Below are 24,238 nucleotides of genomic sequence, written 5' to 3'. Positions count from 1 at the left end.
ATGCCCCAGGCGGGCCGCAAGACCGGTCATCTGTTCCTGGTGGTGGGCCCCAGTGGCGCCGGAAAGGACAGCTTGATCGAAGGCGCCCGCCAGGCGCTCGCCGGCCTGCCGCAGTTCGTCTTCCCCCGGCGCGTCATCACCCGCCAGAGCGACCCGGCCAGCGAGGACCACTTCACCCTCAGCGAGGCCGAATTCGACGTGCAGCTGGCCGCCGGCGCCTTTTTCCTGCATTGGGGCGCGCATGAGCTGCGCTATGCCCTGCCCGGTTCCATCGCCGATGCTCTTGCCGGCGGCAGCACGGTCATCGCCAACGTCTCGCGCAGGGTGATCGACGACGCGCGCCGGCGCCACCCCGCCACTACCGTGGTCTTCGTCACCGCCCCACAGGAGATTCTGACACAGCGCCTGCTGGCGCGCGGACGCGAAGATGCCGCGGCGGTGAAGCGGCGCCTGGCCCGCAGCGCCGCCCTGCCCGCCGGCGCCAACGTGGTCACCATCGTGAACGACGGCCCTCTGGAGCGCGCGGTGGAGCGTTTTCTCGCGGTGCTGAAGGCCCCCGCCGAGACCTGAGCGGGCGACGGGACCACAAGCCCTATTCGCCGACGAAGCCCTCGCAGGATTCAGTCACCGTGTTGTAACGCCCACAGGAAACCGGCGGGCGCCAGTCCGCGGTCAGCTTCGCGGTAGAAGGCAAGTAATCCGACCAGGCGTCGGCCGCGATTGTTTCCGGCGACTCCCACACCACCTTGAACTGCCCGTCGCCCTGGATCTCACCGACAAAAGCCGGCTTGGTGATGTGGTGATTGGGGAGCACGGTGGCGATGCCGCCGGAAAGGTTGTCCACGGAAAGGCCGACCATTTCCTTCAACACCGCTTCAATCTTAGTACTCTGCGCCTGCTCCACCGCCTTCACCCAGAGCCTGAAGCCGATGAACTGGGCCTCCATGGGGTCCTTGGTGACTCGGCGCGGGTTCTGCGCAAAGTTTTGCCACAGCTTGATATAGGTGCGGTTGAAGGCGTTATCGACGGACATGAAGTAGTTCCAGGCTGCCAAGTGCCCGGCCAGGGGCGCGGTATCGAGACCGACGAGTTCCTCCTCGCCGACCGAGAACGCCATGATGGGGATGTCCCTGGCGCTGATCTGCGCCCGCGCCACTTCCTGATAGAAATAGATGTTGGACTCGCCGTTTATGGTCGAGACGACCGCCGCCCTCTTGCCTTGCGATCCAAAGGCCACGATTTCGGCGACAGCGTCATGCCAATCCCGCTCTTCCAACGACGCATAGCGCACCAGGATGTCTTCTGCTGCGACGCCCTTACCCCGCAGATAGGCGGAGAGGATGCCGTTGGTGACGCGCGGATAGACGTAGTCGGAACCCAGCAATACCCAGCGCTCGATGCGGCGCGCGCCCATCAGAAAGTCGACAGCGGGTAGCGCCTGCTGATTTGGGGTCGCGCCGGTATAGATGATGTTGCGGCTGGACTCCTGCCCTTCATATTGCACGGGATAGAACAGCAGTCCGTTCAGCTCCTCGACCACCGACCTGACGGACTTTCGGCAGGACGAAGTCCAGCAGCCGAAGATCGCGACCACACCTTCCTCTTCGATCAACTCGCGGGCCAACTGGGCGGCGACTTCCGGATCGGAAGCGGGATCCCTTTGGATCGCGACGATTTCCCGGCCCAGCAGTCCGCCGTTCTTGTTCTGCAGCTGGACCAGCATCTTCAAGGAGTCTTTGAGGCTGGTCTCCGAGAGCGACATCTCGCCGTTGAGCGAGTGCAGGATGCCGATCTTGATGACCTCCGCCGCCTGTTGCGCCTGCGCCGCTCCGCCAGAGAGCGCAATAGAGACGCCTGAAACAAGGACAATCCGTCGAAGAATCCGCATTGGCTGCATCCGCTTCTTCTCCAATCTACCCCCTTGCACCAGACGGCCGGCACCTTTGCGTGTTGGCCTCCCTCTATGCCGCCTTTGAAGTCAAATAATCCTCGATGCGCACGTCGTCGATCTGCTCTTTCGTCATGTAGCGTTTTGCGTAGGCACGATAGATGCCCGACGTCAGGAAGAGGTTGAAGAGATCCGGATCGACGTGTCCTTCGTCGGCCATGCCCGACATGATCTTGATGGCGACCGACAGGGACTTCCCCTTCTTGTAAGGACGGTCCGCGGCGGTCAGCGCCTCGAAGATGTCCGCAATGGCCATCATGCGGGCAACGGGACTCATCTGGTCGCCCGTGAGGTTACGGGGATAGCCTTTGCCGTCGATCCGCTCATGATGACCGCCCGCAAGCTCCGGCACGTTGCGCAGATGGCGCGGATAAGGCAGGGCCGAGAGCATAATGATCGTCTGAATGATGTGGTCGTTGACCTTGTAACGTTCCTCGTCGCTGAGCGTGCCCCGCCGCACCGCGAGATTGTAGAGCTCGCCGCGGTTGTAGAGATGCTCCGGCTGCTTCATCTTGAAGCCCCATTCATTCTCTTCTCCCAGTACCTCGCGCTCCGGCCGCCGGACAATGTGGTCAGGGCGGTCGGCGAGCAGAGATTCGACTGCCGGCAGGACAGGGCGAGGCGTTGACAGCTTGCGCTTGCGCTCGTCGTTGGAAATTCCGATGGTGTCATCCAGGGTCCGCGTCCAGGTCCGCCCAGCGATTTCATGAAGCCGCTCGATCTTGTCGTCGCTGAGGAACTCGCCGCCCTCGTTGCATTGCGCCACGAAGTCGAAGTCCTCGTCGAGCTGGCGCCAGGTCTCGTCGCGGACCGCTTCGGCCGCCGCCGGATCTTTCCCCGCCATAACCGCCACCAGCCTCGCAATCTCCGCGTCTCGCTTCAGCACCTCGAAGCGCATGCGGACCTCGTGGATCCGGTCGTAGATGGTCTCCAGCTTGGTCGCCTTGTCGACGACGTATTCCGGCGAGGTGATCTTGCCGCAGTCGTGCAGCCAGGCGGCCACATGCACCGCCTCCCATTCGTCCTCGCTCAGCGCAAAGTCCTTGAAGGGGCCTTCCTGCGCCCCTTCCGCCGCTTCGGCAAGCATCTTGGTCAGCTCCGGAACGCGTTCGCAGTGGCCGCCGGTATAGGGGCTCTTCGCGTCGATGGCGCCGGCGATGAGCGCAATGAAGGCCTGGAAGAGCATCTTCTCCGTGGCGATGAGCTGTCGCGTTTCCAGGGACACGGCGGCAATACCGGTGAGCGCGCCGACGAGCGCTTGGGCGCCATGTGACGCGTTCTCCGCATCGAGGAAAAGGATCGCGCCGATATAGTCATCCTTGCGGTCGCGCAGGGGATAGCAGAGCGCGTTGGGAAAGGTATCGTTGCTGTCGATCGCCGCCAAACCCGGCAGCCCCATCTCGTCAGCCACGACCGTCCCGGTCAGTGCTCTGCGCTGCCCCGCATCCAAGGTCCGACTCACCAGGTCGGGAACCGGATCGGCGCTCTCCTTCCTGACCTTCAAGAGCTCGATATTCTCACCGTCCTTAAACGCAACGGGGGCGAGACCGTCGACCTGTTGAGGCACGACGTAGAGAACCGCCCTGTCCACCTGAAGGACGGCCGAGAGTTCGCTCAAGATGGTTGGCTGCAGGGAAGTGAGGTTTTTCTCGCGGGAAATGAGATCGAGTAGATGAGAGTAGCGGTTCAAGGTCGCCTGCAACGACTGGAAGCCTTCCGTCAGGTTACGAACTTCCGCTATCCAGGAACGGTTGGATAGCGGCGTGTCGTAGTCGAACTTCCGAAAGCGATCGGCAGCAACCGTCAAATTCACCAGAGAGCGGCTCATCGAGAAGGCGGCGATGAGCGTCAGCAAGAGGGCGACGACGAAGACCAGGGCCGAGAACATCAGCATATCCCGCAGCGTTTCGTAGGCCTCGGCGAGCAGCTCGCGTTCCGGAATGGTGATGATCAGGTTATGCGGGCTGCCGCCTCGCAGGTTGACCAGAAAGTTCCAACCGAGATAGGCCTCGTCGCCGACTTCAAATCGCCGCAGACCTTCTCTTTTCAGGCCTCCCCCACTGAAGACGCGCACCGGCTCCGAATCGAAATCGCCGAGGCTCTTCATTTCCAAGGTTCCGTTGAGCCTGGACACGACCAGGCTGCTCGCATCATCGGCGGCGATCACGTGGCCGTTTTCAGTTGCCAGCACAACGCGGGATGAAGGTGTCGGCTTGCGGGCGCTGAGCAGATCGGCCACCGAGGCAAGGCTGTAGTCGGCCCCCACGACGGCGTCGGCCCGGCTGCTGCTGATCGCGAAGGTAATCCCCAGCTCGTGCGTCGTCGCGAAGATATAGGGCTCCGTCCGCGCGACCCCGATGGTCACGAGTGCCTTGCGGTACCACGGCCGCAGGCGTGGATCGAATTCGTCCGGGTAACTCGGCTTAACGACCTGGCCGACGATATCCCCGTTGCTGTCGAGGTAAATGAATCGCCCGTCAACCGATCCGGGCTCCCGGTCTATGCTTTGGACTATGTAGTGAACGTTGTCGCCGACATCGAACAGGAAGTGCTCCATCGTCGAGCGAAGGCGGCGCACCATGAAGAAATCGCCGTCCCGATAGCCGACGTAGTAGGCGTTGACTCCGCGCGAAGAATCCAGCGCCTGGGCAAAGACAGGCAGGTGATCGAGACGCCCGTACCACTTCGTCTCTTCATTAACCTGGTGCTGGCCGATGAGGGCGACCCCCAACTCGACGGGCTCAATGATATTGCTGAACGCTTGGCGCACTTCTGTGGCCGCGCGCTCGGCAAGTTGCGCGCCATCGTTCTCCATCAACTCCGTCGTGCGCTGATAGCCGACCCAGGTCAGCACCGCGACGGTCACGATGGTCAGGAGACCGAAGAGGGTCGATAGATGTACGACCAGCGGTAGGGCAAAGACTCTCATCGGCGCTCGTCCTCATCTCGACCAAGGGACCGATTAAGCGACCAAAAAAAGCACGCCTCCACGCCACTTACCCCTTAAGTGGGAAAAATCATAAGCACATCTCTTCCGGGAATGAAAGACGAATCAGCTACCTAAAGGAGTGTGCGCGCCCCGTTTCGCCTCATCTCGCGGCTGTCATGGACCGCTTTTAGCCGGACCAGCAGGGTACCAGAGACAGCAACTTTCACTTGTTTTCTAGATTTATCAATAAATCTAGGCGCGATTCCATCGCCGCCGTTCCGCCCAGCCGCATAATTCGCGACGGCGATGAAACCCCGCAGCGGGGAAACCCGTAACTGGAAGCAGGAAGCCACCCGCGCTTGCCGCGAATACCCCAAAGGGGTATTTGCCACAAAAGCTCTTTTGGTTAAGGAAGCGTTATATGTTTGCCGTCGAGAGTCCCGTCGTATCGTTCTGCGCCCGCCTTTCCGGGTGCAAAGAGCGCCTGAGCAAGAAGGCCGATCTCAACATGGACAAAGAGACCATTTCCGAGGATCCGCGCCGCCTGATCTGCGACGCCCTGGCCGACATGCTGCCCTCAACCGCGCAGGAAATCGCCGAGGCCACAAGGCTGGATCCGGTGACAGCCGCCGCCTGCCTGGATGAGCTCGTCGCGCGCTACCGGGTCATGTTCAACCCCTTGACCAAGCGCTTCAGCCTGCCGAAAGCCTGGCCCACGTCGGGCATCGCCGCCTGAGGCCCCGCCTCGGGCGGGCACCGCGCTTGGCCACCGGATTTTATACTTAGCGACCCGTTAACCGCTTTTTTCCATCTACCTGCTGTACTTCGGGCCAAGGAGCACGATCGATGCTGTTTTGGCCATGCTGTTCAGACGCCTGATCGCCGCCCTTTTCGGGCTGGCCTTCGCCGCCGCTGCGCCGGCGGCGGCGGATGATCTCGCCGGGACGTCGCTGGCCTCGCGCGATCATCCGATGCCGATCGGGACGGACATCAACATCATCACCGCCATCGATGTTTCGGATTCAATCACCCAGCAGGAAGAGAAACTGCAGTACGACGGGCTGTCCCGCGGCGTGGTCGACCCGCGCTTTCTCGCACGCGTTGCCGAAGGCCTGGAACAGCGTGTCGGGTTCCTGGTCTTTACCTGGTCCAGCGGTGGCGACATCAGGATCGTCGTGCCCTGGACGGTGATCGAGGACCGCGCCGACGGCGCCCGGGTAGCGGCCCTGCTCGACGCCGCGCCGCGGATCGACCGCAGGGGCTTCGGCATGTTCCGCCCCTCCAGCCTGGATCAGGGCGCGCGTGGTATGACCGATATCGCCGAGGCCGTTAGGTCCGCCCTGCAAATCAGCATGACCGCACCCTTCTCCGCCGGCCGCTCCGTGATCAACGTCCTCAGCAACGGGGTCGACAACAATGGCCAGAACCCGCAAGTCGTGCGCGACGAGGCCATTCGCCAGGGCATGACCATCAATGGCGTGGTCTTCGGAAACATGCCGGACCTGCCCGACTACTTCCGCCGCAACATCGTCGGCGGGCCCGGCGCCTTCCTGATGACCGTGCAAAAGCCGGCAGACCTGCCGATAGCCCTGGAAAAGAAGTTCTGGCAGGACCTCATCGCCGGGCTGCCCGAGTCCGCCGCCGGCTGACCCCTGCAAAGACCTAAATCGCGGCGATGCCCGCGGTCTGGGCGGCCCAGCGCGCCGCGTCCTGGCGGTAGCGCCGGCTCAACGGGCTGGACGGCTTCAACTCGATGCGCTCGTTGGCCAATCCCCGCAGCAGGGCGTAGTGGCCGTCCCGGCGGGCCGCTTCCAGAAGGGTCAGGTCGAAGACATCGCGCTGGGCGTGGCTGCCGCCGAAGCGGTTGAGACGGCTGCGGATCGGCCGCAGCAGGCTGAGGCAGGTGCTATAGTCGCCACGCCCAAAAGCGCGCAGAGCCGAACACAGCGGATAGCCGACCTCCCAGGTCATCCGCGCATTTCCGGTGCTGCTGGAGATCGCCTGCTGCTGGGCCGCGAGCAGGGCGTCGGCGGCCCGATCCCGGCCGTCGGCGACGAAAGCCATCATCGCGTGGGCGTCGTTGAAGGCGTAGAACCCGTCGGTGGCCAGAGGTTCCCAGGCCGCGGCAAGTTCGTTCCAGCGATCGCCGGTGTCGATGCCGCGCAGGTAGAGACGCCACAGCAGGGCGGAGGCGTCCACGAGGTCCAGCACCACCTGCGAGCGCTCGCCGCGCAGCGGTCCGTCATAGAGCGCCAAAACCCGGTCGACCTGCTCCAGTTCCAAATGGAACAGCGCTAGATGCCACCAGTTGTGTACGGCGAAAAAGCTGTTCGTGGCCCAGAAGCCCTGGCGCCCCGTCATCCAGTCGATCCCCTCCTGGGCCCGCCCCTGCATTTCCATGACGTGCGCCACGGCGTGCTGCGCCCAGGCATCGCAGGGATTGAGTGCGATGGCACGGCGTCCCGCCTCTTCAGCGCGCCTATAGTCGCCGCACTCCTCCAGACCGAAGGCGTACATGCCGAGCAGAGCGTGATAGCCCGAATCGTCGGGCGACCACTCGGGCAGCACGCGCGCCACGTGATCGCGCAGGTTGCGGGCATCGCCAACGAAGAAGTCCGCCAGGTGCAGCGCCTGCACCGCCAGAGCATCGCGCGGATAGTCGATCAGCACATCCTCCAGAGCACCGATCGCGCCGTCCCAGCTGCCTTGCAGAAACTGACGCAGGGCAACCAGGTGGCGGCGTTCGCGCGCGTTGCTGGGCAGCGAAGCCGCGGCGTCGAAACTGGCCTGGACCTCGGGGGCGGCCTGGGCCTCCGTCGACAGGACAAAGACATAGGCGCGCAGGCAATGAGCCATAACGAAATCCGGGCTCTCGGCCAGGGCCTCGTCGATGGTCGCCAGCGGATCGCCGCTGTAGCACTGCAGTTCGGCCAGCGCCTGTTCATAAAGAGCGATCGCCGCCGCCGAGGCGCCGCTCACCGGTTCTCCTCTCGCATCGACACGAGTGATCATCATTTCGGTTTCAACCCTTCACACCACCTGCGGCTTACGACACTGGCTTACAGTGTCATGCCCCTCCTCTACCGCTGAAAGGCGACGCTTCCTTGTGCGAAAGGTCACAGAGCTACAATTGAAACCGAATACCTGCGGCGGCAACCGCCCGGCGGCCTACTCCGACGCGTCGTTAAGCGTCCAGTCGTAGGCCGTGCCGTCAATATCGCCCGCCGCCGCCAGCTGCCCCGCCAGTTCGGGTCCGGCATAGCGGCGAAGGTGCGCCAGCAGGGTCTCGGTGGAGCCGCCAAAGTCCTCCAGGAACCAGTCGTAGATCTTCGAGACCGTGACCTCCCCGTCGGCGATTGTGACCCCGCGCGGATGATTGATGTAGACCCTGGCGGCTTCTTCAAGCTGGCGATCGACCGTCTCCCCACGGTAAGCCTCGCGGGCCAGGTTCGGACAGCCCAGCGAGGCGCAGTTGACCGCGTAGTGAACCCTCGGGTCGCGCCAAATCGGCCGCAGGATCCGATGCTCGATGTCGTTGAGGGTCAGGGCCTCGCCCTCCACGGTGACCACTTCCGCGTCCCAGGGGCCGTCGGCGAACCACCCGGGGGAGATGTCAATGTCCCGGATCGTCACCACGGGGTAGTGTTGCGCCACCACCTGCAGCGTCACCGCGTTGTAGAGATTGATCCAGTAGGCGAGCTGCTGGTCACGGTCGTAGGCAGAGACCTGCACCGCGGCCAGGTCCGCGACGATCCCCGCCAGCGCGTCCGCCGCCGCGAGGCCACGGTAGTCGACCCGGTTGATGCCGTCGCCACCACTGATCACGACCCGCCGCAGCAGGGCGTCCCAGGCGGCAAAGTCGAGGCTTTCCCGGCTGGCAGGGTCGTGGCGTTCCCAGCGCGGCCAGAGGTCCGCCGAGGGGGCGAAGAGGCGCTCGGACGAGGTAAAGCCGCCGAGGGGCAGGATAAGGAAAAGCAGCAGGGCAAGCCGGCGCATGGGCGTTCCGAAGGTCTGGGGACGACAATTGCCGCAGTCTGCCGCCCTTCACCCGCCAGGCAAAATCAACCTCCCGCGAGCGGCCGGCCGCCTAGGGCTCGATGAGGTTCTGTGGCTTGCCGTCCAGGAAAGCGACGATGTTCTCCGCCGTCACGCGGTACATAGTGCCGTAGTTCTCCCGCGACACATAGCCGACGTGCGGCGTCGCCACCACGTTGTCCAGGCGGCGCAGCGGGTCCTCCGCCGGCAGTGGTTCCTCGTCGAAGACGTCGAGAACGGCGCCGCCGATGCGCTTTTCCTCCAGGGCCGCCAGGAGGGCGGTGCGGTCGATGATCGGGCCGCGCGAGGTGTTCACCACCCAGGCATCCGGCTTCATCAGCGCCAGTTCCTCACTCCCCACCAGGCCACGGCTGCGGTCGCTGAGCTTCAGGTGCAGGGTGATGAAATCGGCCTCGCGGAACAGGGACTCCTTGTCGACCGCCTCGGCCCCGCACTCCGCTGCGCGCTCCGGCGTCAGGTTCTGGCTCCAGGCGATGACCTTCATGCCGAAGACGCGGCCGTAGCCCGCAACCAGGCTGCCGAGCCGGCCCAGGCCGACGACGCCCAGGGTGGCGCCGTGCAGGTCGCGCCCGAGGCCGGCCTGCCAGCCGCCTTCGCGGAAGGAGCGGTTTTCCAGGTCGAGGCGCCGGGCCGCCGCCATGATCAGCGCCCAGGTCAGTTCCGCCGCCGCATGGGCCGAGGACGGTGTGCCGCAGACCGTAACGCCCAACTCCTTGGCCGCCGCCACGTCCACCGAGGCGTTGCGGTGGCCGGTGGTGACCAGCAGCTTCAGCTTGGGCAGGCGCTCCAGCAGAGCCTTGGGGAAAGGCGTGCGCTCGCGCATGATGCCGATGATCTCGAAATCCTGCAGCCGCGTCACCAGGGCATCCGGATCGGTGATGGTGTCGCGGAATACCGTGACTTCGGCCTGCGCCTGCACCGCCGACCAGTCGGCGCAACTCAGCGCCACCCCCTGATAGTCGTCCAAGAGGGCGACCTTCATATGACTTCCCCTATCCTATGCTTCCTGCCGCGGGGTATTAGTCCTTGTGCATCTGGATGGTCTGGTCGTGGCCGGCGCCCTTGTAGAAATCGTAGATTGCCAGCCCACAAACAAGAACGACCACGGCGATCAGGTCCGGCTCGCGCACCCACCAGACCAGGATTCCCAGGAAGGCGATCACGAGTGCCATGGAGAGAACCGCCAATACCTTGTCGGTCAGGGGCATTTCAAATCCTCCTTACGCGCCTTGCCGCGCGGCAAGGCTCCAAGCAAGCAACAATCATTCACTATCCGCCGCCACTTGCGCCGAAAGCCAGTGGGCAGCGCGCAGCAGGCGGGCGTCGTCGCCGCGCCGTCCCACCACTTGAACGCCGATCGGCAGCCCCGCTCCGCCCTGCAACAGCGGCAGGGTGACGGCAGGCGTGCCGCAGAGACTCCAAAGGGTACAGAAGGTCGGATCGCCCGTCGACGAGAGGCCCTGCGGCGCCTCGCCGACCGCGGCGGGCGTCAGGATGGCGTCATAGCGCTCGAAGACCTCGCCCAGCCCGGCATTCAGGACCTCGATCCACTCCACGGCCAGATTGTAGTCGACGGCCAGGACTTTGCGGCCTTCCTCGATGGCGGCACACATGACATCGCTCAATTGATCCCACCCCTTCTCGTAGTAGGGGGCCAGGTTCTTGGCGAAGCCCGCGACCATGAGAAGGCGCAGCAGGTCGTGCGCCTGGGCGAAGGCGGAGGGCAACGCCACCTCGTCGCAGGCCTCGCCCAGGAAAGCGCGCAGCTCTTCCAGGCCGTCGCGGGTATCGGCGGAGGCCGCTTCCCAGGTCGGGCCTTTGACCAAAGCGAAGGAGGGCCGCAGCGGCGGCGCGCTGCGCGCGGTTTCCTGGAGACGCGGGTGCGCCATGGGGCGGGTGTGCGCATCCGCCGGGTCGTAACCGGCGATGACGTCGACAAGCAGGCCAGCATCCTCGACGCTGCGGGCGAAGACACCCACCGTGTCCAGGGGCGGCGACTGCGACAGCAGACCGTGACGGGAAATGAGGCCGTGGGTCGGCTTGTAGCCCACGACGCCGCAGAAGGACGCTGGCCGGATCACCGAACCGTTGGTCTGGGTTCCGACGGCCAGAGGCACCTGCCACGCCGCCACCGCCGCGGCAGACCCACTGGAAGACCCGCCGGGTGTATGCTCCGGATTGTGCGGGTTGCGCGTCTTGCCCGGCGCATAGAAGGCCAGCTCCGTGGTCACGGTCTTGCCGAGGATAACCGCGCCCGCCGCGCGCAGACGGGAAACCAGCGTTGCGTCGTTGCGCGATTTGCGCCCGGCATCGATGACCGTGCCGTTCTCCGTCGGCATGTCCGCGGTGTCGATGATATCCTTCAGCCCGACCGGCACACCGTGCAGGGGGCCAATGGGAAAGCCCAGTCCGCGTTGCTCGTCCCTCTCCTGCGCCTGTTTCAGGGCATAGTCCGGATCAAGGTAGGTCCAGGCCTGCACCGCTTCCTCGCTCGACGCGATGCGGTCGAGGCAGCGTTCCACCAGTTCGACCGAGCGAAGACTGCCCGCGGCGATCTGCGCGGCCTGCTCTGCCGCGCTCAGGTTCTCCGGTGAGGCTAGTTGATCCACCACACTACCTTTTCCATCAGTGCCCATAGACCTTCTCGGGCAGCCACAGGGCGATCTCCGGGAAGACGTACAGCAGGAACATGGCCAGGAAGACCATCGAGAGGAAGGGCAGAACCCCCTTGAAAATCTCCACCAGCTGCACGTGTGGCGGCGCGACGCCCTTCAGGTAGTAGGCCGCCATGGCCATAGGCGGCGTCAGGAAGGACGTCTGCAGGTTCAGCGCCACGAGGATGCCGAAGAACAGCGGGTCGATGCCGAAGTGCGGCAGCAGCGGCAGGAAGATCGGCACGAAGATGATGATGATCTCCGACCACTCCAGGGGCCAGCCCAGCAGGAAGATGATCAGCTGCGCCATCAGCAGGAAGGCCAGCGGCGAGAGGTTAAGGCCCAGCACGAAATCGTTGATGAGCTGCTCGCCGCCGAGATAGGAGAAGACCGAGGAGAAGGTCCAGGAGCCGACGAAAAGCCAGCAGACCATGGCCGACGTCCTGACCGTCAGGTAGACCGACTCGCGCAGGCGCTGCCAGGTCAAGGCCCGATAGGCAACGGCCAGCACCAGACCACCCAGGGCGCCGATGGAGGCCGCCTCCGAAGGCGTCGCCAGGCCGAAGAGAATAGCGCCCAGCACCGAAAGAATGAGAAAGGCCAGCGGGAAGAAGGAGGTCAAGAGCTGGAAAGCCACCTGCCCCGCGGTGATATGCTCGACCTCGTCCGCCCGTGGCTTGGGCGCCAGCTTGGGGTTAATCATGGCGCGACCAATGACATAGACCATGTAGAGGCTCGCCAACATGAAGCCGGGGATGATGGCGCCGGCATAGAGCTTGACGATGGAGACGTTGGAGGTCGCCGCATAAACGATCAGCATGATGCTGGGCGGAATCAGGATGCCCAGGCAGCCGCCCGCACAGATAACGCCCGAGGCGAAGCTGGTGTCGTAACGCGCCTTCAGCATCGCCGGGAAGGCCAGCATGCCCATCAGGGTCACCACCGCGCCGATGATGCCCGTTGCCGTGGCGAACATGGCGCAGGTAGCCAGGGCGGCCACCGCCATGGAGCCCGGCAGGCGCCGCGAGGCGATGTAAAGCGTGTGGAACAGGCGGTCGACGATGTTCGCCCTTTCGACGATGTAGCCCATAAACAAGAAGAGCGGCACCGCGGTGAGCACATCGTTTGCCATCACCGAATAGGTCTGGTTGACGAAGAGGTCAAAGATCCGGTTGTCGAAGATCGTCCTCATCCGCTCCGGGTCGTAATAGGCGTAGTAGCCGAAGCCGACGCCCATGGCCATCAGCGTGAAGGCGATCGGGAATCCGAGCAGGATGACGATGATGAAGATGCCAAGCATCATCACCGCAATTTGAGGATCAGTCATCGCGACGCTCCTGGGTGTGAACCACGTCGATGGTCTCTGAGCCGTGCCTCAGCACCTCCTTCTCGTGCTCGCGCAGGAGTACATTTTCCATTTCTTCGACATCTTCCTCGGAATACTTCGGCCATGCGCCTGTTCGAATGCAGATTACCGAGCGAAATACCTGCGCGATTCCCTGAATCAGCAGCAGGATGCCGGCGGCGATAATCACCGTCTTAAACTGGAAAATCGGCACGTTCGCGGGGCTCATAACACTGACCTCGGTATAGCTCCAGGAGCGCGCGGCGTACTTCCATCCGGCAAGGATCAGCGCGATGACGCCGGGGAAGAAGAAGAAGAGATAGAGTATCAACTCCACGGTGGCCTGAACCTTCGGCTTCCACAGCCGGTAAACGAAGTCGCCGCGCACGTGGCCATCGCGTGACAAGGTATAGGCGCCTCCCATCATGAAGAGCGTGCCGTACATCATGTAGCTGACGTCGAACGCCCAGGAAGTGGGATCGCGCAGCACGTAGCGCACGAAGACCTCATAGCCCACGCCAAAGGTCATGACCAGGATCAACCAGGCGAAAGCCTTGCCGAACCAAGCCGACACTTTGTCGGCGAAGTGGATATACCCTTCCATGGAGCGCCTCAAATAAAGTAGATCAGCCGGAATGCGTTGTCTTAAGGCGAGGGCGGCACGATAGGGTGCCGCCCTCTGTCACCTCATGGCTTCGACCAGCTTCGGTTAGAAAGTGATCTTGCCCGGGAAGTAGTGCTTGTAGGCCAGCTTGTAGTCGGCGGAGTTCATCAAGTCGTAGAAGGCAACCCGCTCCGACCAAGCCTTCTGGCTGTCGACCACCTTCTTGAAGAAGGGATCTTGCGTCAGGGACTCCAGCGTCTTGTCCCAGGAGACCAGCTGTGCCGCCATGATCGACTCGTCGGTGCGGTAGACGTTCACACCGTCATCGTTGATCAGGGTCTGCAGATCCTTGGAGTAGCTGTCCATGGCCATGCCGTAGTTGGCGGTGTTGGCCGCCTCGGCCGCGTACTCCAGGATGGCCTGCTGCTCCGCCGGCAGCGATTCGAAGAGATCCTTGTTGAAGATGATCTCGAAGAACTCGGCCGCCTGGTGGTAGGAGCCCATGTGATAGTGCTTGGAGACGTCCTGAGCGCCGAACTGCCTGTCCGACGTGGGATTGTTGAACTCGAAAGCCTCAATCACGCCACGTTCCAGCGCCGGCACGATTTCACCGCCCGGAAGCTGGGTCACCTTCAGGCCCATGCCCTGCATGATGTCCGTGGCCAGGCCGACGGTGCGGTACTTGAGGCCCTGCATCTGCTCGACGTTTTCGATGTGATTCTTGAACCAGCCCAGCGGCTGCGTCGGCATCGGCATGGCGAAGAAGCCGACGAGATTGAGGCCGAGGATATCCTGGGTCAGTTCCTTGTAGAGCTCCTTGCCGCCACCGTAGTGGATCCAGGCCAGGATCTGCGAGGCGTTGGCGCCGAAGACCGGACCGGTGCCGAACAGCGAGGCGGCCTTGTTCTTGCCGTACCAGTAGGCCGTCACCGTGTGGGCGGCATCGAGAACACCGTCGTTGACCGCGTCCTGAACCTGGAAGCCCTTCACCACGGCACCGGAGGGCAGATAGTCCATCTTGAGGCGCCCGCCGGACATCTTCTCGACGCGCTCGGTGTACTGCCGGGCCATGTCGCTGAAGACATCCGAGGCCCCCCAGGAGCCCTGCATCTTCAGAGTCTTCGTCTGGGCCCGCGAGACGTTCGGCATGGCAATGGCGCCGGCCGCCACCGCGCCGGCGGCAACGCCGCCGCCTTTCAGCAGCTTACGGCGCGAGAGTGATTTGGTTTCAGACTTGTTCTTCACAGCTTTCCTCCCTTTTTTCATTGTTGGCCCGTTGTGGGCCGGCCCTTTACGGACTTTGGCTGGCATCGAGTTCAGACGTCACCAACCCGTCAAAACTAGCACAATTCGTCTCAGATTCTTGTGCAAATCCACAAATCGTGAACGCGCCGCAATACCGCGAGCAGAGCCGGTCATACCCCTGCCGGGTTGCCCGGCACCGGCGGAAAACCGCTGCCGCCGTGGCATTGCAGGCATTTGCATGAACGGATTTTCGTGGACGCAGGGGGTGTCGACTTACGGTTCGACGGCCAGGCTTTAGACCGAGCGATACCGGCGCTTTTCAACGCCCTGCGGCGCGCTGCTGCTTTCCTCCCCAAAAACCATTTCGTTCCACCGCCTCTGTTCCGAGGCTTTCATCGTGGCGAATTCCCGCAGACCGGAAACCCGTTCCATACTGCACGACATTTCTTTGTGACCACAACAGAAATTGGTCAGAAATTGGTCCCGCAGCGGGTTGTTTTTCATACCAATTTCCCGTTTGGAGGGCGTTGTCCATTGTGCGGCATCGCACTATCGCAGATGCAACCAGGGTCAGCAGCAATCACCGGCTTGTTCGCCGCGACAGCTAGCCAGGACCATCGGGAGCCGACACGGCGCTAATTCGCACCGCGCGGCTCCCCTACCCCAGCATGCGCTCGCGCCTGGGGTCGAAGAGCGGCTCCGGTTGCAGCTTTGCCGCGCGGTGGTCGCCGAGGATCTCGATCTCGAAACCGCCGTCAGCCTTCGCCAGCTCGGCCGGCACGTAGGCCAGCGCCACCGAGCGGTCGACCCAGTGGCAGTAGCCGCCGGAAGTAACCCAGCCGACCACCTCGCCGTTGTGCCAGACGGGCTCGTCGCCGACGACGTCGGCGCCGTCCGCGTCCACCGTGAAGGTGACGAGGCGCAGCTTGGGGCCGCCGGCCTCCTTCTCCTTCAGCACGGCGTCACGGCCGATGAAGTCGTTCTTGCGCAGGTCGACGAAGCGGTCGAGGCCGGCCTCGGCGGGGGTGTAGATCGGGCGGTACTCACGCGCCCAGGTGCCGTAGCTCTTCTCCAGGCGCAGGGAGAGGATGGCGCGAAGGCCGAACTGGCGCAGGCCCAGGTCCTCGCCCGCCGCCAGCAGGTCGTCATAGAGGCGGCGCAGGCCATCGGGCGCCACCCAGAGCTCGTAGCCCAGGTCGCCGGTAAAGTTGATCCGGCCGACCCAGGCGGGCGTCATGCCGAGATCCATGCGGCGGAAGTCCATGAAGGGAAAAGCCGCATTGGAAACGTCGTCGTCGGTGAGCCGCGCGAGCAGTTCGCGCGACCTCGGCCCGGCGATGATGAAACCCTGAAGATCGCGGCTGCGGGACTGCAGGCGTACGCCGCTTTCCGGCAGGTGCTGCTCGAACCAGCGCAGGTGATAGTCCTCGGCAGGGCCCGAGCCGAAGATAAAGAAGCGTTCCGGCCCCGCCTTGGCGACGGTGAAGTCGCCGATGATCTTGCCGCCGGGGTTCAGCATCGGCGTGAGCACCAGGCGGCCTTCCCGCGGCATGCGGTTGGCCAGCAGCTGCGAGAGCCAGCCCTCGGCCCCAGGGCCCGTCACCTCGTACTTGGCGAAGATGGCCGTCTCCGTCATGCCGACCGCCTCGCGCACCGCCTTGCACTCGGCCTTCGCGTGCTCGAAGGCATTGGAACGGCGGTAGCTCGGCGTCTCCACCGGCTCCTCTCCCTCGGGTGCGAACCACAGGGCGTGCTCCATGCCGTAGGACGCGCCGAAGACGGCGTTCTCCTCCTTGAGGCAATCGTAGATCGCCGTAGTACGCAGCGGGCGCGCCGCCGGCAGCTCCTCGTTCGGGAAGGTGATGCGGAAGCGCCGGCCGTAGTTCTCCCGCACCTTGGCGTTGGTGTAGGCCATGGTCGCGAAGTCCCCGAAGCGTGCCACGTCCATCGCGAAGACATCGAAGCCCGGGTCGCCCTCCACCATCCAGTTGGAGAGCGCGAGGCCGACGCCGCCGCCCTGGCTGAAGCCCGCCATGACGCCGCAGGCGACCCAGAAGTTCTTCAGGCCGCGCACCGGGCCGACCAGAGGGTTGCCGTCGGGCGCGAAGGTGAAGGGCCCGTTGATGACCTGCTTGATGCCGGCGGTCTCCAGCGCCGGGAAATGGTCGAAGGCAAGGTCGAGATTGCCGGAGATGCGGTCGAGGTCCGGCTGCAGCAACTCGTGGCCGAAGTCCCAGGGGGTCTGCTTGGGCGACCAGGGCACGCAGTTGCGCTCGTAGGTGCCCATGACGAGGCCGCCACGCTCCTGGCGCATGTAGATCTCGGCGCCGAAGTCGATGCAGTGCGGCAGCTCCTGGGCGCGTCCGCTCACCTCCGGCATCTCGTCGGTGACGAGATAGTGGTGTTCCATGGCCAGAACCGGCAGTTCCAGGCCGACCATGCGGCCGACCTCGCGCGCCCAGAGGCCGCCGCAGTTCACCACGTGCTCGGCCTTGATCCCGCCCTTGTCGGTAACGACCTCCCAGCCTCCGTTGGTCAGCGGCTGCAGGTCGACGACGCGGGTGAAGCGCTCGATCTCGGCGCCGCCGATGCGCGCCGACTTGGCGTAGGCGTGGGTGACGCCGGAAGGATCGACATGGCCTTCCATCGGATCGTAAAGAGCGCCGAGAAAGCGCTTCTCGTTGATCAGCGGATGGCGCTCCTTCGCTTCCTCCATCGAGATGAGCTCGGTCTCCAGGCCCAGCACCCGCGCCTTGCCCTGGGTCACCTTCAGGAAGTCCAGCCAGTCCGGCGTGTCGGCCAGCATCAGGCCGCCGGGCATATGCGCGCTGCAGGACTGGCCGGAGATCGCCTCGATCTCCTTGTACAGGTTGATGGTGTAGCTCTGCAGCTTGGCGACGTTGGGATCGCTGTTGAGGGTGTGCATGCCCCCGGCGGCATGCCAGGTGGAGCCCGAGGTCAGCTCGCTGCGCTCCAGCAGCACGACGTCGCGCCAGCCGGCCTTGGTCAGGTGGTAGAGGACGCTGCAGCCGACGACGCCACCGCCGATGACCACGACCTGAGCATGGGATTTCATAAGTACTTCCTTGTTTTAACGCCTGTTCCTATCTACCCGTCACAGGACCTGCCAGGTTCAGAAATAGTCGGCTGGCCCCCGCTTTTCAGGCCCGCCAGCGACCATCCGTGGCGCGTAGAGGATAAGGGACCGGGGCCTGTCCGACAGAGGGAAATGGAAGAAATCCCGCGCCACCACGTCATTCTTGCGACGGCGTCCGTAGCTGCCGGCTTGCCACCGTCCTTTGCCCGGAAATTGCCCTTGGCCGGGGTGCGGCGCCGTCGCCTAGTTTCTGGGCCCAGGGTCCTGCCAGCCCCTTCCCCCGAAATCCGGACCAACAGCATCGCGAGACCATCTTATGCCGAGACCGTTTTCCAGACGCAGGCTGCTGGAACTTGCCTCTCTGGGAGCCGCCGTAGGCGCCGCCGGTCCGGCCCTCCTGGGGCCACTGGAAAGCTGGGCGCAAGGCGGCGGTCTCCACTTCGGCCCGGCCCGGCCCTTCAGCTTCGAGGCGCTGACGCAGCGGGCGAGGGAAACCGCCGGCAGAGCCTACCAGCCGCCCTACCGCCCAGCGCCGCAAGTCGTGGAGCAGATCGACTACGAGGCCCACGGCAAGATCCGCTTCGATCCGGACCGGGCGCTCTATGGTCCCGAGTCTGGCGGGCCAAAGAGCGCCTACCCGGCGACCTTCTTCCACCTGGGCCGCTTTTTCGGCAAGTCGGTGAAGATGCATGCGCTGGCGAGCGGCCCGGGCGGCATGGAGGCGCGGGAAATCCTCTATTCGCCTGATTACTTCGAGATGCCGGCAGACTCCATCGCCCGCCGCCTGCCCGAGGATTCCGGCTTCGCCGGCTTTCGCCTGCAGGAGTCGATCGGGCGCGACGCCGGAAAGTCCCAAGACTGGTGGCGCAGCCACGACTGGATCGCCTTCCTCGGCGCCTCCTATTTCCGCGCCATCGGCGAGCTGGAGCAATACGGCCTTTCGGCGCGCGGCGTCGTGGTGAACCCAACGCTCTCGGGGCCCGAGGAGTTCCCCGATTTCACCGAGTTCTACATCGCCCCCGCCGAAAAGGCGGGGGACCCGGTGGCGGTCTATGCCCTGCTGGACGGCCCCAGCCTCGCCGGCGCCTACCGCTTCTCCCTCACCCGCGGCGCCGGGGTGATCATGGAGGTGGAAAAACACCTCTTCCTGCGCCGCGACGTGGCCCGCCTCGGTCTCGCGCCCTTGACCTCCATGTACTTCTATTCGGAGGGCGACCGTCCCGCCCGCATGGACTGGCGCCCGGAGATCCATGACTCCGACGGCCTCGCGCTGTGGACCGGCGGCGGCGAACGCCTCTGGCGGTCGCTCAACAATCCGGAGCAGGTTACCCTCTCCTCCTTCTTCGACGACAATCCGCGCGGCTTCGGCCTGCTGCAGCGGGACCGCGACTTCGACCACTACCTGGACGGCGTCCACTACGAGCGCCGCTCCAGCCTCTGGGTCGAGCCCCTGGGCGACTGGGGGCCCGGCAGTGTGCAACTGCTGGAAATCCCCACCGACGACGAGATCCACGACAACATCGTCGCCTGCTGGGTGGCGCAGGCGGCGGCCAAGGCGGGCGACAGCCGCCACCTGACCTACCGCCTGCACTGGTTGGCCGAGGAGCCCTACCCGGCCCGCGACTTCGCCCGGGTGACGGCCACGCGCCTGGGCCGCGGCGGCCAGCCCGGCAAGCCGCGTCCGCCCGGGCTGACCAAGTTCGTGGTGGACTTCGAAGGCGGACGCTTGCCGGGCCTGAACGGCAAGAGCGAACCGGAGCCTGTGGTCACCGCCTCGCGCGGTGAGGTCTCCCGCGTCTTCGCCGAGCCGGTCCCCGGCACCAAGGCCTGGCGTGCCGTCTTCGATCTCGCGGTGGAGGGCGAAGAGCCGGTGGAACTGCGGATGTACCTCGCGCTGGGAAAAGAACCGCTCAGCGAGACCTGGCTCTACCAGTTCCGCCCGGCCCGCGGCCCCCGCAGCTGACCCGGTCAGGTCGCTGGCTGCAGCTGCCAGGTCTCGATCACCCGGCTTTCCACCAGGGGACCGGACTCGGCGTCGAAATTCTTAAAATGATCGCTCGCCAGGTGAAGATCGAAAGCGGCCCGGTCGTCATAGAGTTCGTAAAGAAACGCCATGGCCGGGCGCGCGTCGTCGAAACAAACGTCGAAGCGCCGGCAGGACTCTTCCTTCTCCAGAGAATTCTTCGCTTGCTGAAGAACCACCCGACGGAACTCGGTCACCGCTTCGGGCTTGATATTGAAAACGACCGTCACTGCGAGCATTTCGCATCCTCCGCCGTTGAACGGTGGCGATCCTATCCGGAATTCCCGAGAAGCTGAACCTTCCAACGCGAAAGCCCCCGGTCGCGGTGACACGGCGATGGCTTGCGCCTTGATCCCGGCGCCGGCAGTTGCCTATTGTTTCCGGCTCCCACTCGGCATCGGGTCTTCAGGGAGGAGCCAAGTGTCCGATCAAGATCCATCCGCTGACGACTCTGGGCACCAGACGACCAAGGTGTCGGACCTCGTTGAGCAGCCCCAACTCCGGCGGTTGTTCGATTATTGGTGTGCAAAGCGCCATGGCGCGCCGATTCCAAAGAAAAACGACATCGATCCGATCGACATCAGCTGGGCGCTGTCGCGTATTTTCCTGGTCGATTATATCCCTGGCGAGGGCTTCGTTTACCGCCTGGCCGGCAACGAAATCGCGCGTGTCTTCGGACGCGCGAATCTCAAGGGCCTCAATCTGCGCGATTTCGTGAAGCCCGAGCGCCTGGTGATCGTAGAGCGTGCCTGGCGGCGTGCCATCGAGCAGCAGTGCGTCATTTCCATGAAGGGAATGGTTTACTACGGCGCCGACCGGACCGGCCACGGCGGCCGCCTGATACTGCCACTGAGCGGCGATTCCGGAAAAGAAGCAACCAGCCTCCTGGGCATGACGGTCTGCGAATGGGAACATAGCGACACGCCGGCAAAGATGCGGCAGCCGGACGTCTACTTCCTACCCGTCACCGATATTCCCTGAACCTCCGCCTTTTCCGCATCAGCTCCAGGGAAAGGGGCTGTGGGAGACCGGGTGGAGATCGCCTTCGGCGTAGCGCGAGAAGCGGAAGGGCTTCAGCAGCTCGGGCGTGCCGTTCAGCATCTCCTCGGCCACCAGCTTGCCGACGCCGATCATCTTGTAGCCGTGGTTGGAGTCCGCGATGACGTAGGCATTCTCGCGGAAGCGGTCGAAGACCGGGAAGGAGTCCGGCGTGAAGCAGCCGATGCCGCCCGAGGGCTCCTTCTTGTAGAGGCCGATCTTGCCCTCGAAGCGCTTGTGGCAGTGGGCCAGCGCCGAGCACCACATGTGCACGAATTCCGGCGAGGCGACGAACTCCGGCGAGGACGGCCCGTAGGGGTCGATGGCGACATCGTCGACCGGCGTGGTGACCTCGTAGGGCGAAGCGCCGCCCTGCACGCCGTTGAAGTGGAAATCCGGCTTGTAGTAGATGCCCCAGAGCTGGTCGGTGATGAGTGAGCCGTCGACGTCGCTCATGAGTGGTGCGTCGGTGTCCACGTGCATCACCGGCGGCATGGCGCCGTCATTGGTGGTGAGATAACCCGGCTCGACGCCCAGCACCCCCTCCTCCAGCTGCCAGTAGCGCCACATCGGCACGTCCGGATGTTCGCTGCCGTCCTTGCCTTTGATGGTCACGCTCTTGGGCAGCTCCAGCATGTCCCAGAAGTCGCGCACCCAGGGGCCCGTGCCGATGACCAGCTGGTCGCAGGCGATGCGCCCCTTGTCGGTCTCGACGGCGGCCACGGCCTCCGAGTTGTGGCCGAACTCGAAGCCGGTGACGGTGACGCCGGTCAGGACGCGCACGCCCAGCGCCTCGGCCTTGTCGGCGAGCCCGTAGAGCGCCGCGGTGTTGTTGGCGTAGCCGCCCTTCTTCTCGTGCAGGACCGAGGTGATGCCCTTGGCCTGCCAGTCGTCGAAGAGGCCTTTCATGTAGCGCTCGGAGTCCGCCGCGCCCTCGACGAAGACCGACTCGTAACCGATGGCCTGCTGCTGCTGGTAGATCGAGGCGACGTCCTCGTGCATCACCTCCGGGCTGATCTGCATGTAGCCGACGGGATGATAGCTGTAGGCCTTGGGGTCGCTCTCCCAGACTTGGACCGAATGGGCCATGAGCTCGCGCATGGCCGGCTGGAAGTAGTTGTTGCGCACCACCCCGCAGGCGATGCCGCTGGCCCCGGCGGCGATGCCGCCCTTGTCGATGACCAGGACGTCCTTGCCGCCGCCCTGGCCGCGCGCCTCCAGCGCCTGCGCCAGGTGCAGCGCGGTCGAGAGACCGTGGATGCCGGCGCCGATGATCACGTAGCGGCTGCTGTCGGGAAAGGCCATGTAACTGCTCCAAGAGGCTGATTTCCCGCAGAGACTAAGACCTTTCCGGGGCCTTGGGCGCACAATCGGCGAGAACGATAACCCTGCATCGGCAGACCCGATGGAGAGGAAAATCAGAGGATCGCAGGTCGCTTTGTGGATAGAGTGAGCCGAAGCACATCGCGGCCCCAGGATCCCGAGGCGGCAGGCATGGAAGTCAAAGAGCTTTGGACCGATGCGGACTTCGAGCAGATGGGCTGGCACGACTGCCGCATCTACTCTGTGCGGTTTCCGGACAACGAACACCGGCTAAAGCTGGATATCGACTATATCTTTCGCTGGGAAAAGCTGCCGGAGAACAGCTTCCGGTTCTGGGTCTCGCCCTGCGAACTGGTTTTCCGGAACGTGTCGGATTTCAAGGCCGGGATCGACTTCAAGAATTACATGCAGCTCTTCATCATGGAACTGAAGCGCGGCGATCCGCGCCCCTCCGCCAACGGGCAGGTCACCCTCCGGGACTACGAGATCGACTGCGACAACGGCCGGATCTCCTTCGCGGCGAGCGGTTTCGAACAGCGGGTCCGCGAGCAGCCCCGGCCGATCGGCCCGGAGCAGGACCTGGGCCGCTAGCCTCACCATCACCCCTGCCGATCCCGCGGATTGAATAATCCGATACTGCCGCCCGGCGCTGGACCCGGGCGCAAAGTCGCGCCCTAATGGCCCCATCTCAGTTCCCGGGAACCCTTGAGCATGGCGCGTTATTCGGTCTTTTCGCTGCTCGGCAACGCCTTGAGCGGCAACAGGAAGTGGGAGCGCGTGTGGCGCTCGCCGGAGCCCAAACCGGCCTATGATGTGATCATCATCGGCGGCGGCGGGCACGGCCTGGCCACCGCCTACTATCTGGCCAGGAACCACGGCATCACCAACGTGGCCGTCCTGGAAAAGGGCTGGCTGGGCGGCGGCAACATCGGGCGCAACACCACCATCGTGCGCTCCAACTACATGCTGCCGGCCAACGCCTATTTCTACGAACACTCCATGAAGCTCTGGGAGGGCCTGTCCCAGGACCTGAACTACAACGTCATGTTCTCCCAGCGCGGGGTGCTGAACCTGGCCCACACGCCGAGCCAGCTCGACGCCTACGCACGGCGCGGCAACGCCATGCGCCTGCACGGCATCGACGCCGAGCTGCTGGACCGCGACCAGGTGGCGAAATACGCGCCCGGCATCGATATGTCCCAGAACACCCGCTTTCCCGTGGCCGGCGGCCTGCTGCAGCCGCGCGCCGGCACCGCGCGCCACGACGCCGTGGCCTGGGGCTTCGCCTACGGTGCCGACCGCCAGGGCGTCGACCTCATCGAGAACTGCGAGGTCACCGGCTTTATCCGTGAGGGCGGCGCCATCGTGGGCGTCGAGACCTCCCGCGGCGCCATCCGCGCCGGCAAGGTGGGCGTCGCCGTGGCCGGCAACTCCTCGGTGGTGCTGCAGAAGGCAGGGCTGAACAACATCCCCATCGAAAGCCACGTGCTGCAGGCCTTCGTCACCGAAGCGCTGAAGCCGCTGATCGACGGCGTCGTCACCTTCGGCGCCGGGCACCTCTACATCTCCCAGTCGGACAAGGGCAGCCTGGTCTTCGGCGGCGACATCGACGGCTACAACTCCTACGCCCAGCGCGGCAACTTGCCGATCGTGAAGCACGTGGCCGCCGCCGCCGTGACCCTCTTCCCCAACCTGGCGCGGCTGCGCCTGCTGCGCTCCTGGGGCGGCATCATGGACATGTCGATGGACGGCAGCCCGATCATCTGCAAGGGGCCGATCGACGGCCTCTACATCAACGCCGGCTGGTGCTACGGCGGCTTCAAGGCGACCCCGGCCTCGGGCTGGTGCTTCGCCTCGACCATCGCCAACGACGCGCCGCACGAACTGAACGCCGCCTTCACCCTGGAGCGCTTCTGCCAGGGTCGCGTGATCGACGAGCGCGGCGCCGGGCCGCGCCCCGAACTGCACTAAGGAAG

21 protein-coding genes are annotated in these 24,238 nt (G+C 64.4%); 7 read left to right on the top strand and 14 right to left on the bottom strand.

Features of this window, described 5'->3' with window-relative positions; translation table 11 throughout:
- Positions 1 to 570 (top strand): phosphonate metabolism protein/1,5-bisphosphokinase (PRPP-forming) PhnN, encoded by a 570-nt coding sequence (phnN, locus tag H7X47_RS13060; RefSeq protein WP_193369129.1) that lies wholly within the window; start codon positions 1 to 3, stop codon positions 568 to 570.
- 22 nt (positions 571 to 592) lie between these two features.
- Here the strand turns inward: phnN and H7X47_RS13055 are convergent, their stop codons facing one another.
- Positions 593 to 1,912: an ABC transporter substrate-binding protein gene (locus H7X47_RS13055; protein ID WP_322096483.1), complete on the bottom strand. Its 1,320-nt coding sequence runs from the start codon at positions 1,910 to 1,912 to the stop codon at positions 593 to 595.
- Between the two features lie 49 nt (positions 1,913 to 1,961).
- Entirely contained in the window at positions 1,962 to 4,877 is a 2,916-nt protein-coding gene (locus tag H7X47_RS13050; RefSeq protein WP_193369128.1) for an HD domain-containing phosphohydrolase, read from the bottom strand.
- A 508-nt stretch (positions 4,878 to 5,385) separates the two neighbouring features.
- Here H7X47_RS13050 and H7X47_RS13045 point away from each other — a divergent pair.
- Positions 5,386 to 5,613, top strand: coding sequence for a hypothetical protein (locus H7X47_RS13045; protein ID WP_193369126.1), 228 nt, complete (start codon positions 5,386 to 5,388; stop codon positions 5,611 to 5,613).
- Between the two features lie 124 nt (positions 5,614 to 5,737).
- Positions 5,738 to 6,526, top strand: a complete 789-nt coding sequence (locus H7X47_RS13040) for a DUF1194 domain-containing protein (protein WP_193369124.1) — start codon at positions 5,738 to 5,740, stop codon at positions 6,524 to 6,526.
- A gap of 13 nt (positions 6,527 to 6,539) precedes the next feature.
- Here H7X47_RS13040 and H7X47_RS13035 read toward each other — a convergent pair whose 3' ends face one another.
- The 10 genes from H7X47_RS13035 to H7X47_RS12990 all read right to left on the bottom strand — a co-directional run bounded on the left by H7X47_RS13035 (position 6,540) and on the right by H7X47_RS12990 (position 17,857).
- A complete protein-coding gene (locus tag H7X47_RS13035) occupies positions 6,540 to 7,892 on the bottom strand; it encodes a tetratricopeptide repeat protein (RefSeq protein ID WP_319633602.1) in 1,353 nt (450 codons plus the stop codon).
- A gap of 153 nt (positions 7,893 to 8,045) precedes the next feature.
- On the bottom strand, positions 8,046 to 8,873 hold the full coding sequence (locus H7X47_RS13030; protein ID WP_193369122.1) for a DUF547 domain-containing protein: 828 nt from the start codon (positions 8,871 to 8,873) through the stop codon (positions 8,046 to 8,048).
- Between the two features lie 91 nt (positions 8,874 to 8,964).
- Positions 8,965 to 9,915 (bottom strand): D-2-hydroxyacid dehydrogenase family protein, encoded by a 951-nt coding sequence (locus H7X47_RS13025; protein ID WP_193369120.1) that lies wholly within the window; start codon positions 9,913 to 9,915, stop codon positions 8,965 to 8,967.
- A 37-nt stretch (positions 9,916 to 9,952) separates the two neighbouring features.
- Positions 9,953 to 10,141, bottom strand: coding sequence for a hypothetical protein (locus tag H7X47_RS13020; protein WP_193369119.1), 189 nt, complete (start codon positions 10,139 to 10,141; stop codon positions 9,953 to 9,955).
- Between the two features lie 54 nt (positions 10,142 to 10,195).
- Positions 10,196 to 11,545, bottom strand: a complete 1,350-nt coding sequence (locus H7X47_RS13015) for an amidase (protein ID WP_319633601.1) — start codon at positions 11,543 to 11,545, stop codon at positions 10,196 to 10,198.
- A 13-nt stretch (positions 11,546 to 11,558) separates the two neighbouring features.
- Positions 11,559 to 12,914 (bottom strand): TRAP transporter large permease, encoded by a 1,356-nt coding sequence (locus H7X47_RS13010; RefSeq protein ID WP_193369117.1) that lies wholly within the window; start codon positions 12,912 to 12,914, stop codon positions 11,559 to 11,561.
- Positions 12,907 to 13,536 (bottom strand): TRAP transporter small permease subunit, encoded by a 630-nt coding sequence (locus H7X47_RS13005; RefSeq protein WP_193369116.1) that lies wholly within the window; start codon positions 13,534 to 13,536, stop codon positions 12,907 to 12,909. Before H7X47_RS13005 ends, H7X47_RS13010 begins: the two co-directional genes overlap by 8 nt.
- 105 nt (positions 13,537 to 13,641) lie before the next feature.
- Positions 13,642 to 14,781 (bottom strand): TRAP transporter substrate-binding protein, encoded by a 1,140-nt coding sequence (locus tag H7X47_RS13000; protein ID WP_319633600.1) that lies wholly within the window; start codon positions 14,779 to 14,781, stop codon positions 13,642 to 13,644.
- A gap of 294 nt (positions 14,782 to 15,075) precedes the next feature.
- Positions 15,076 to 15,285, bottom strand: coding sequence for a hypothetical protein (locus H7X47_RS12995; protein WP_193369112.1), 210 nt, complete (start codon positions 15,283 to 15,285; stop codon positions 15,076 to 15,078).
- A 154-nt stretch (positions 15,286 to 15,439) separates the two neighbouring features.
- A complete protein-coding gene (locus tag H7X47_RS12990; RefSeq protein ID WP_193369111.1) occupies positions 15,440 to 17,857 on the bottom strand; it encodes a GcvT family protein in 2,418 nt (805 codons plus the stop codon).
- A gap of 337 nt (positions 17,858 to 18,194) precedes the next feature.
- On the opposite strand from H7X47_RS12990, the gene H7X47_RS12985 reads away from it, so the two are divergent.
- Positions 18,195 to 19,841 (top strand): OpgD/OpgG family glucan biosynthesis protein, encoded by a 1,647-nt coding sequence (locus tag H7X47_RS12985; protein WP_193369110.1) that lies wholly within the window; start codon positions 18,195 to 18,197, stop codon positions 19,839 to 19,841.
- A gap of 5 nt (positions 19,842 to 19,846) precedes the next feature.
- Here the strand turns inward: H7X47_RS12985 and H7X47_RS12980 are convergent, their stop codons facing one another.
- Positions 19,847 to 20,140, bottom strand: a complete 294-nt coding sequence (locus tag H7X47_RS12980; RefSeq protein WP_193369108.1) for a putative quinol monooxygenase — start codon at positions 20,138 to 20,140, stop codon at positions 19,847 to 19,849.
- A 181-nt stretch (positions 20,141 to 20,321) separates the two neighbouring features.
- Between H7X47_RS12980 and H7X47_RS12975 the strand changes: the two genes are divergently transcribed.
- Positions 20,322 to 20,882 carry a PAS domain-containing protein gene (locus H7X47_RS12975; protein WP_193369106.1) on the top strand — a complete coding sequence of 187 codons (561 nt, stop codon included), beginning with the start codon at positions 20,322 to 20,324 and terminating at the stop codon, positions 20,880 to 20,882.
- Positions 20,883 to 20,900: 18 nt separating this feature from the next.
- Here the strand turns inward: H7X47_RS12975 and H7X47_RS12970 are convergent, their stop codons facing one another.
- Positions 20,901 to 22,244 carry an NAD(P)/FAD-dependent oxidoreductase gene (locus H7X47_RS12970; RefSeq protein ID WP_193369105.1) on the bottom strand — a complete coding sequence of 448 codons (1,344 nt, stop codon included), beginning with the start codon at positions 22,242 to 22,244 and terminating at the stop codon, positions 20,901 to 20,903.
- Between the two features lie 189 nt (positions 22,245 to 22,433).
- Between H7X47_RS12970 and H7X47_RS12965 the strand changes: the two genes are divergently transcribed.
- On the top strand, positions 22,434 to 22,853 hold the full coding sequence (locus H7X47_RS12965) for a hypothetical protein (RefSeq protein WP_193369104.1): 420 nt from the start codon (positions 22,434 to 22,436) through the stop codon (positions 22,851 to 22,853).
- Between the two features lie 120 nt (positions 22,854 to 22,973).
- The gene (locus H7X47_RS12960; RefSeq protein ID WP_193369103.1) at positions 22,974 to 24,233 is read left to right on the top strand and encodes a sarcosine oxidase subunit beta family protein; all 1,260 of its coding nucleotides are present in this window, start codon (positions 22,974 to 22,976) and stop codon (positions 24,231 to 24,233) included.
- Positions 24,234 to 24,238: the final 5 nt, after the last annotated feature.

The organism is Pelagibius marinus, from assembly GCF_014925385.1.
GTDB classification, from domain to species: domain Bacteria; phylum Pseudomonadota; class Alphaproteobacteria; order Kiloniellales; family Kiloniellaceae; genus Pelagibius; species Pelagibius marinus.
Note: the sequence above shows the minus strand (reverse complement) of the source record. Positions and strands in the feature narration are given on the sequence as shown.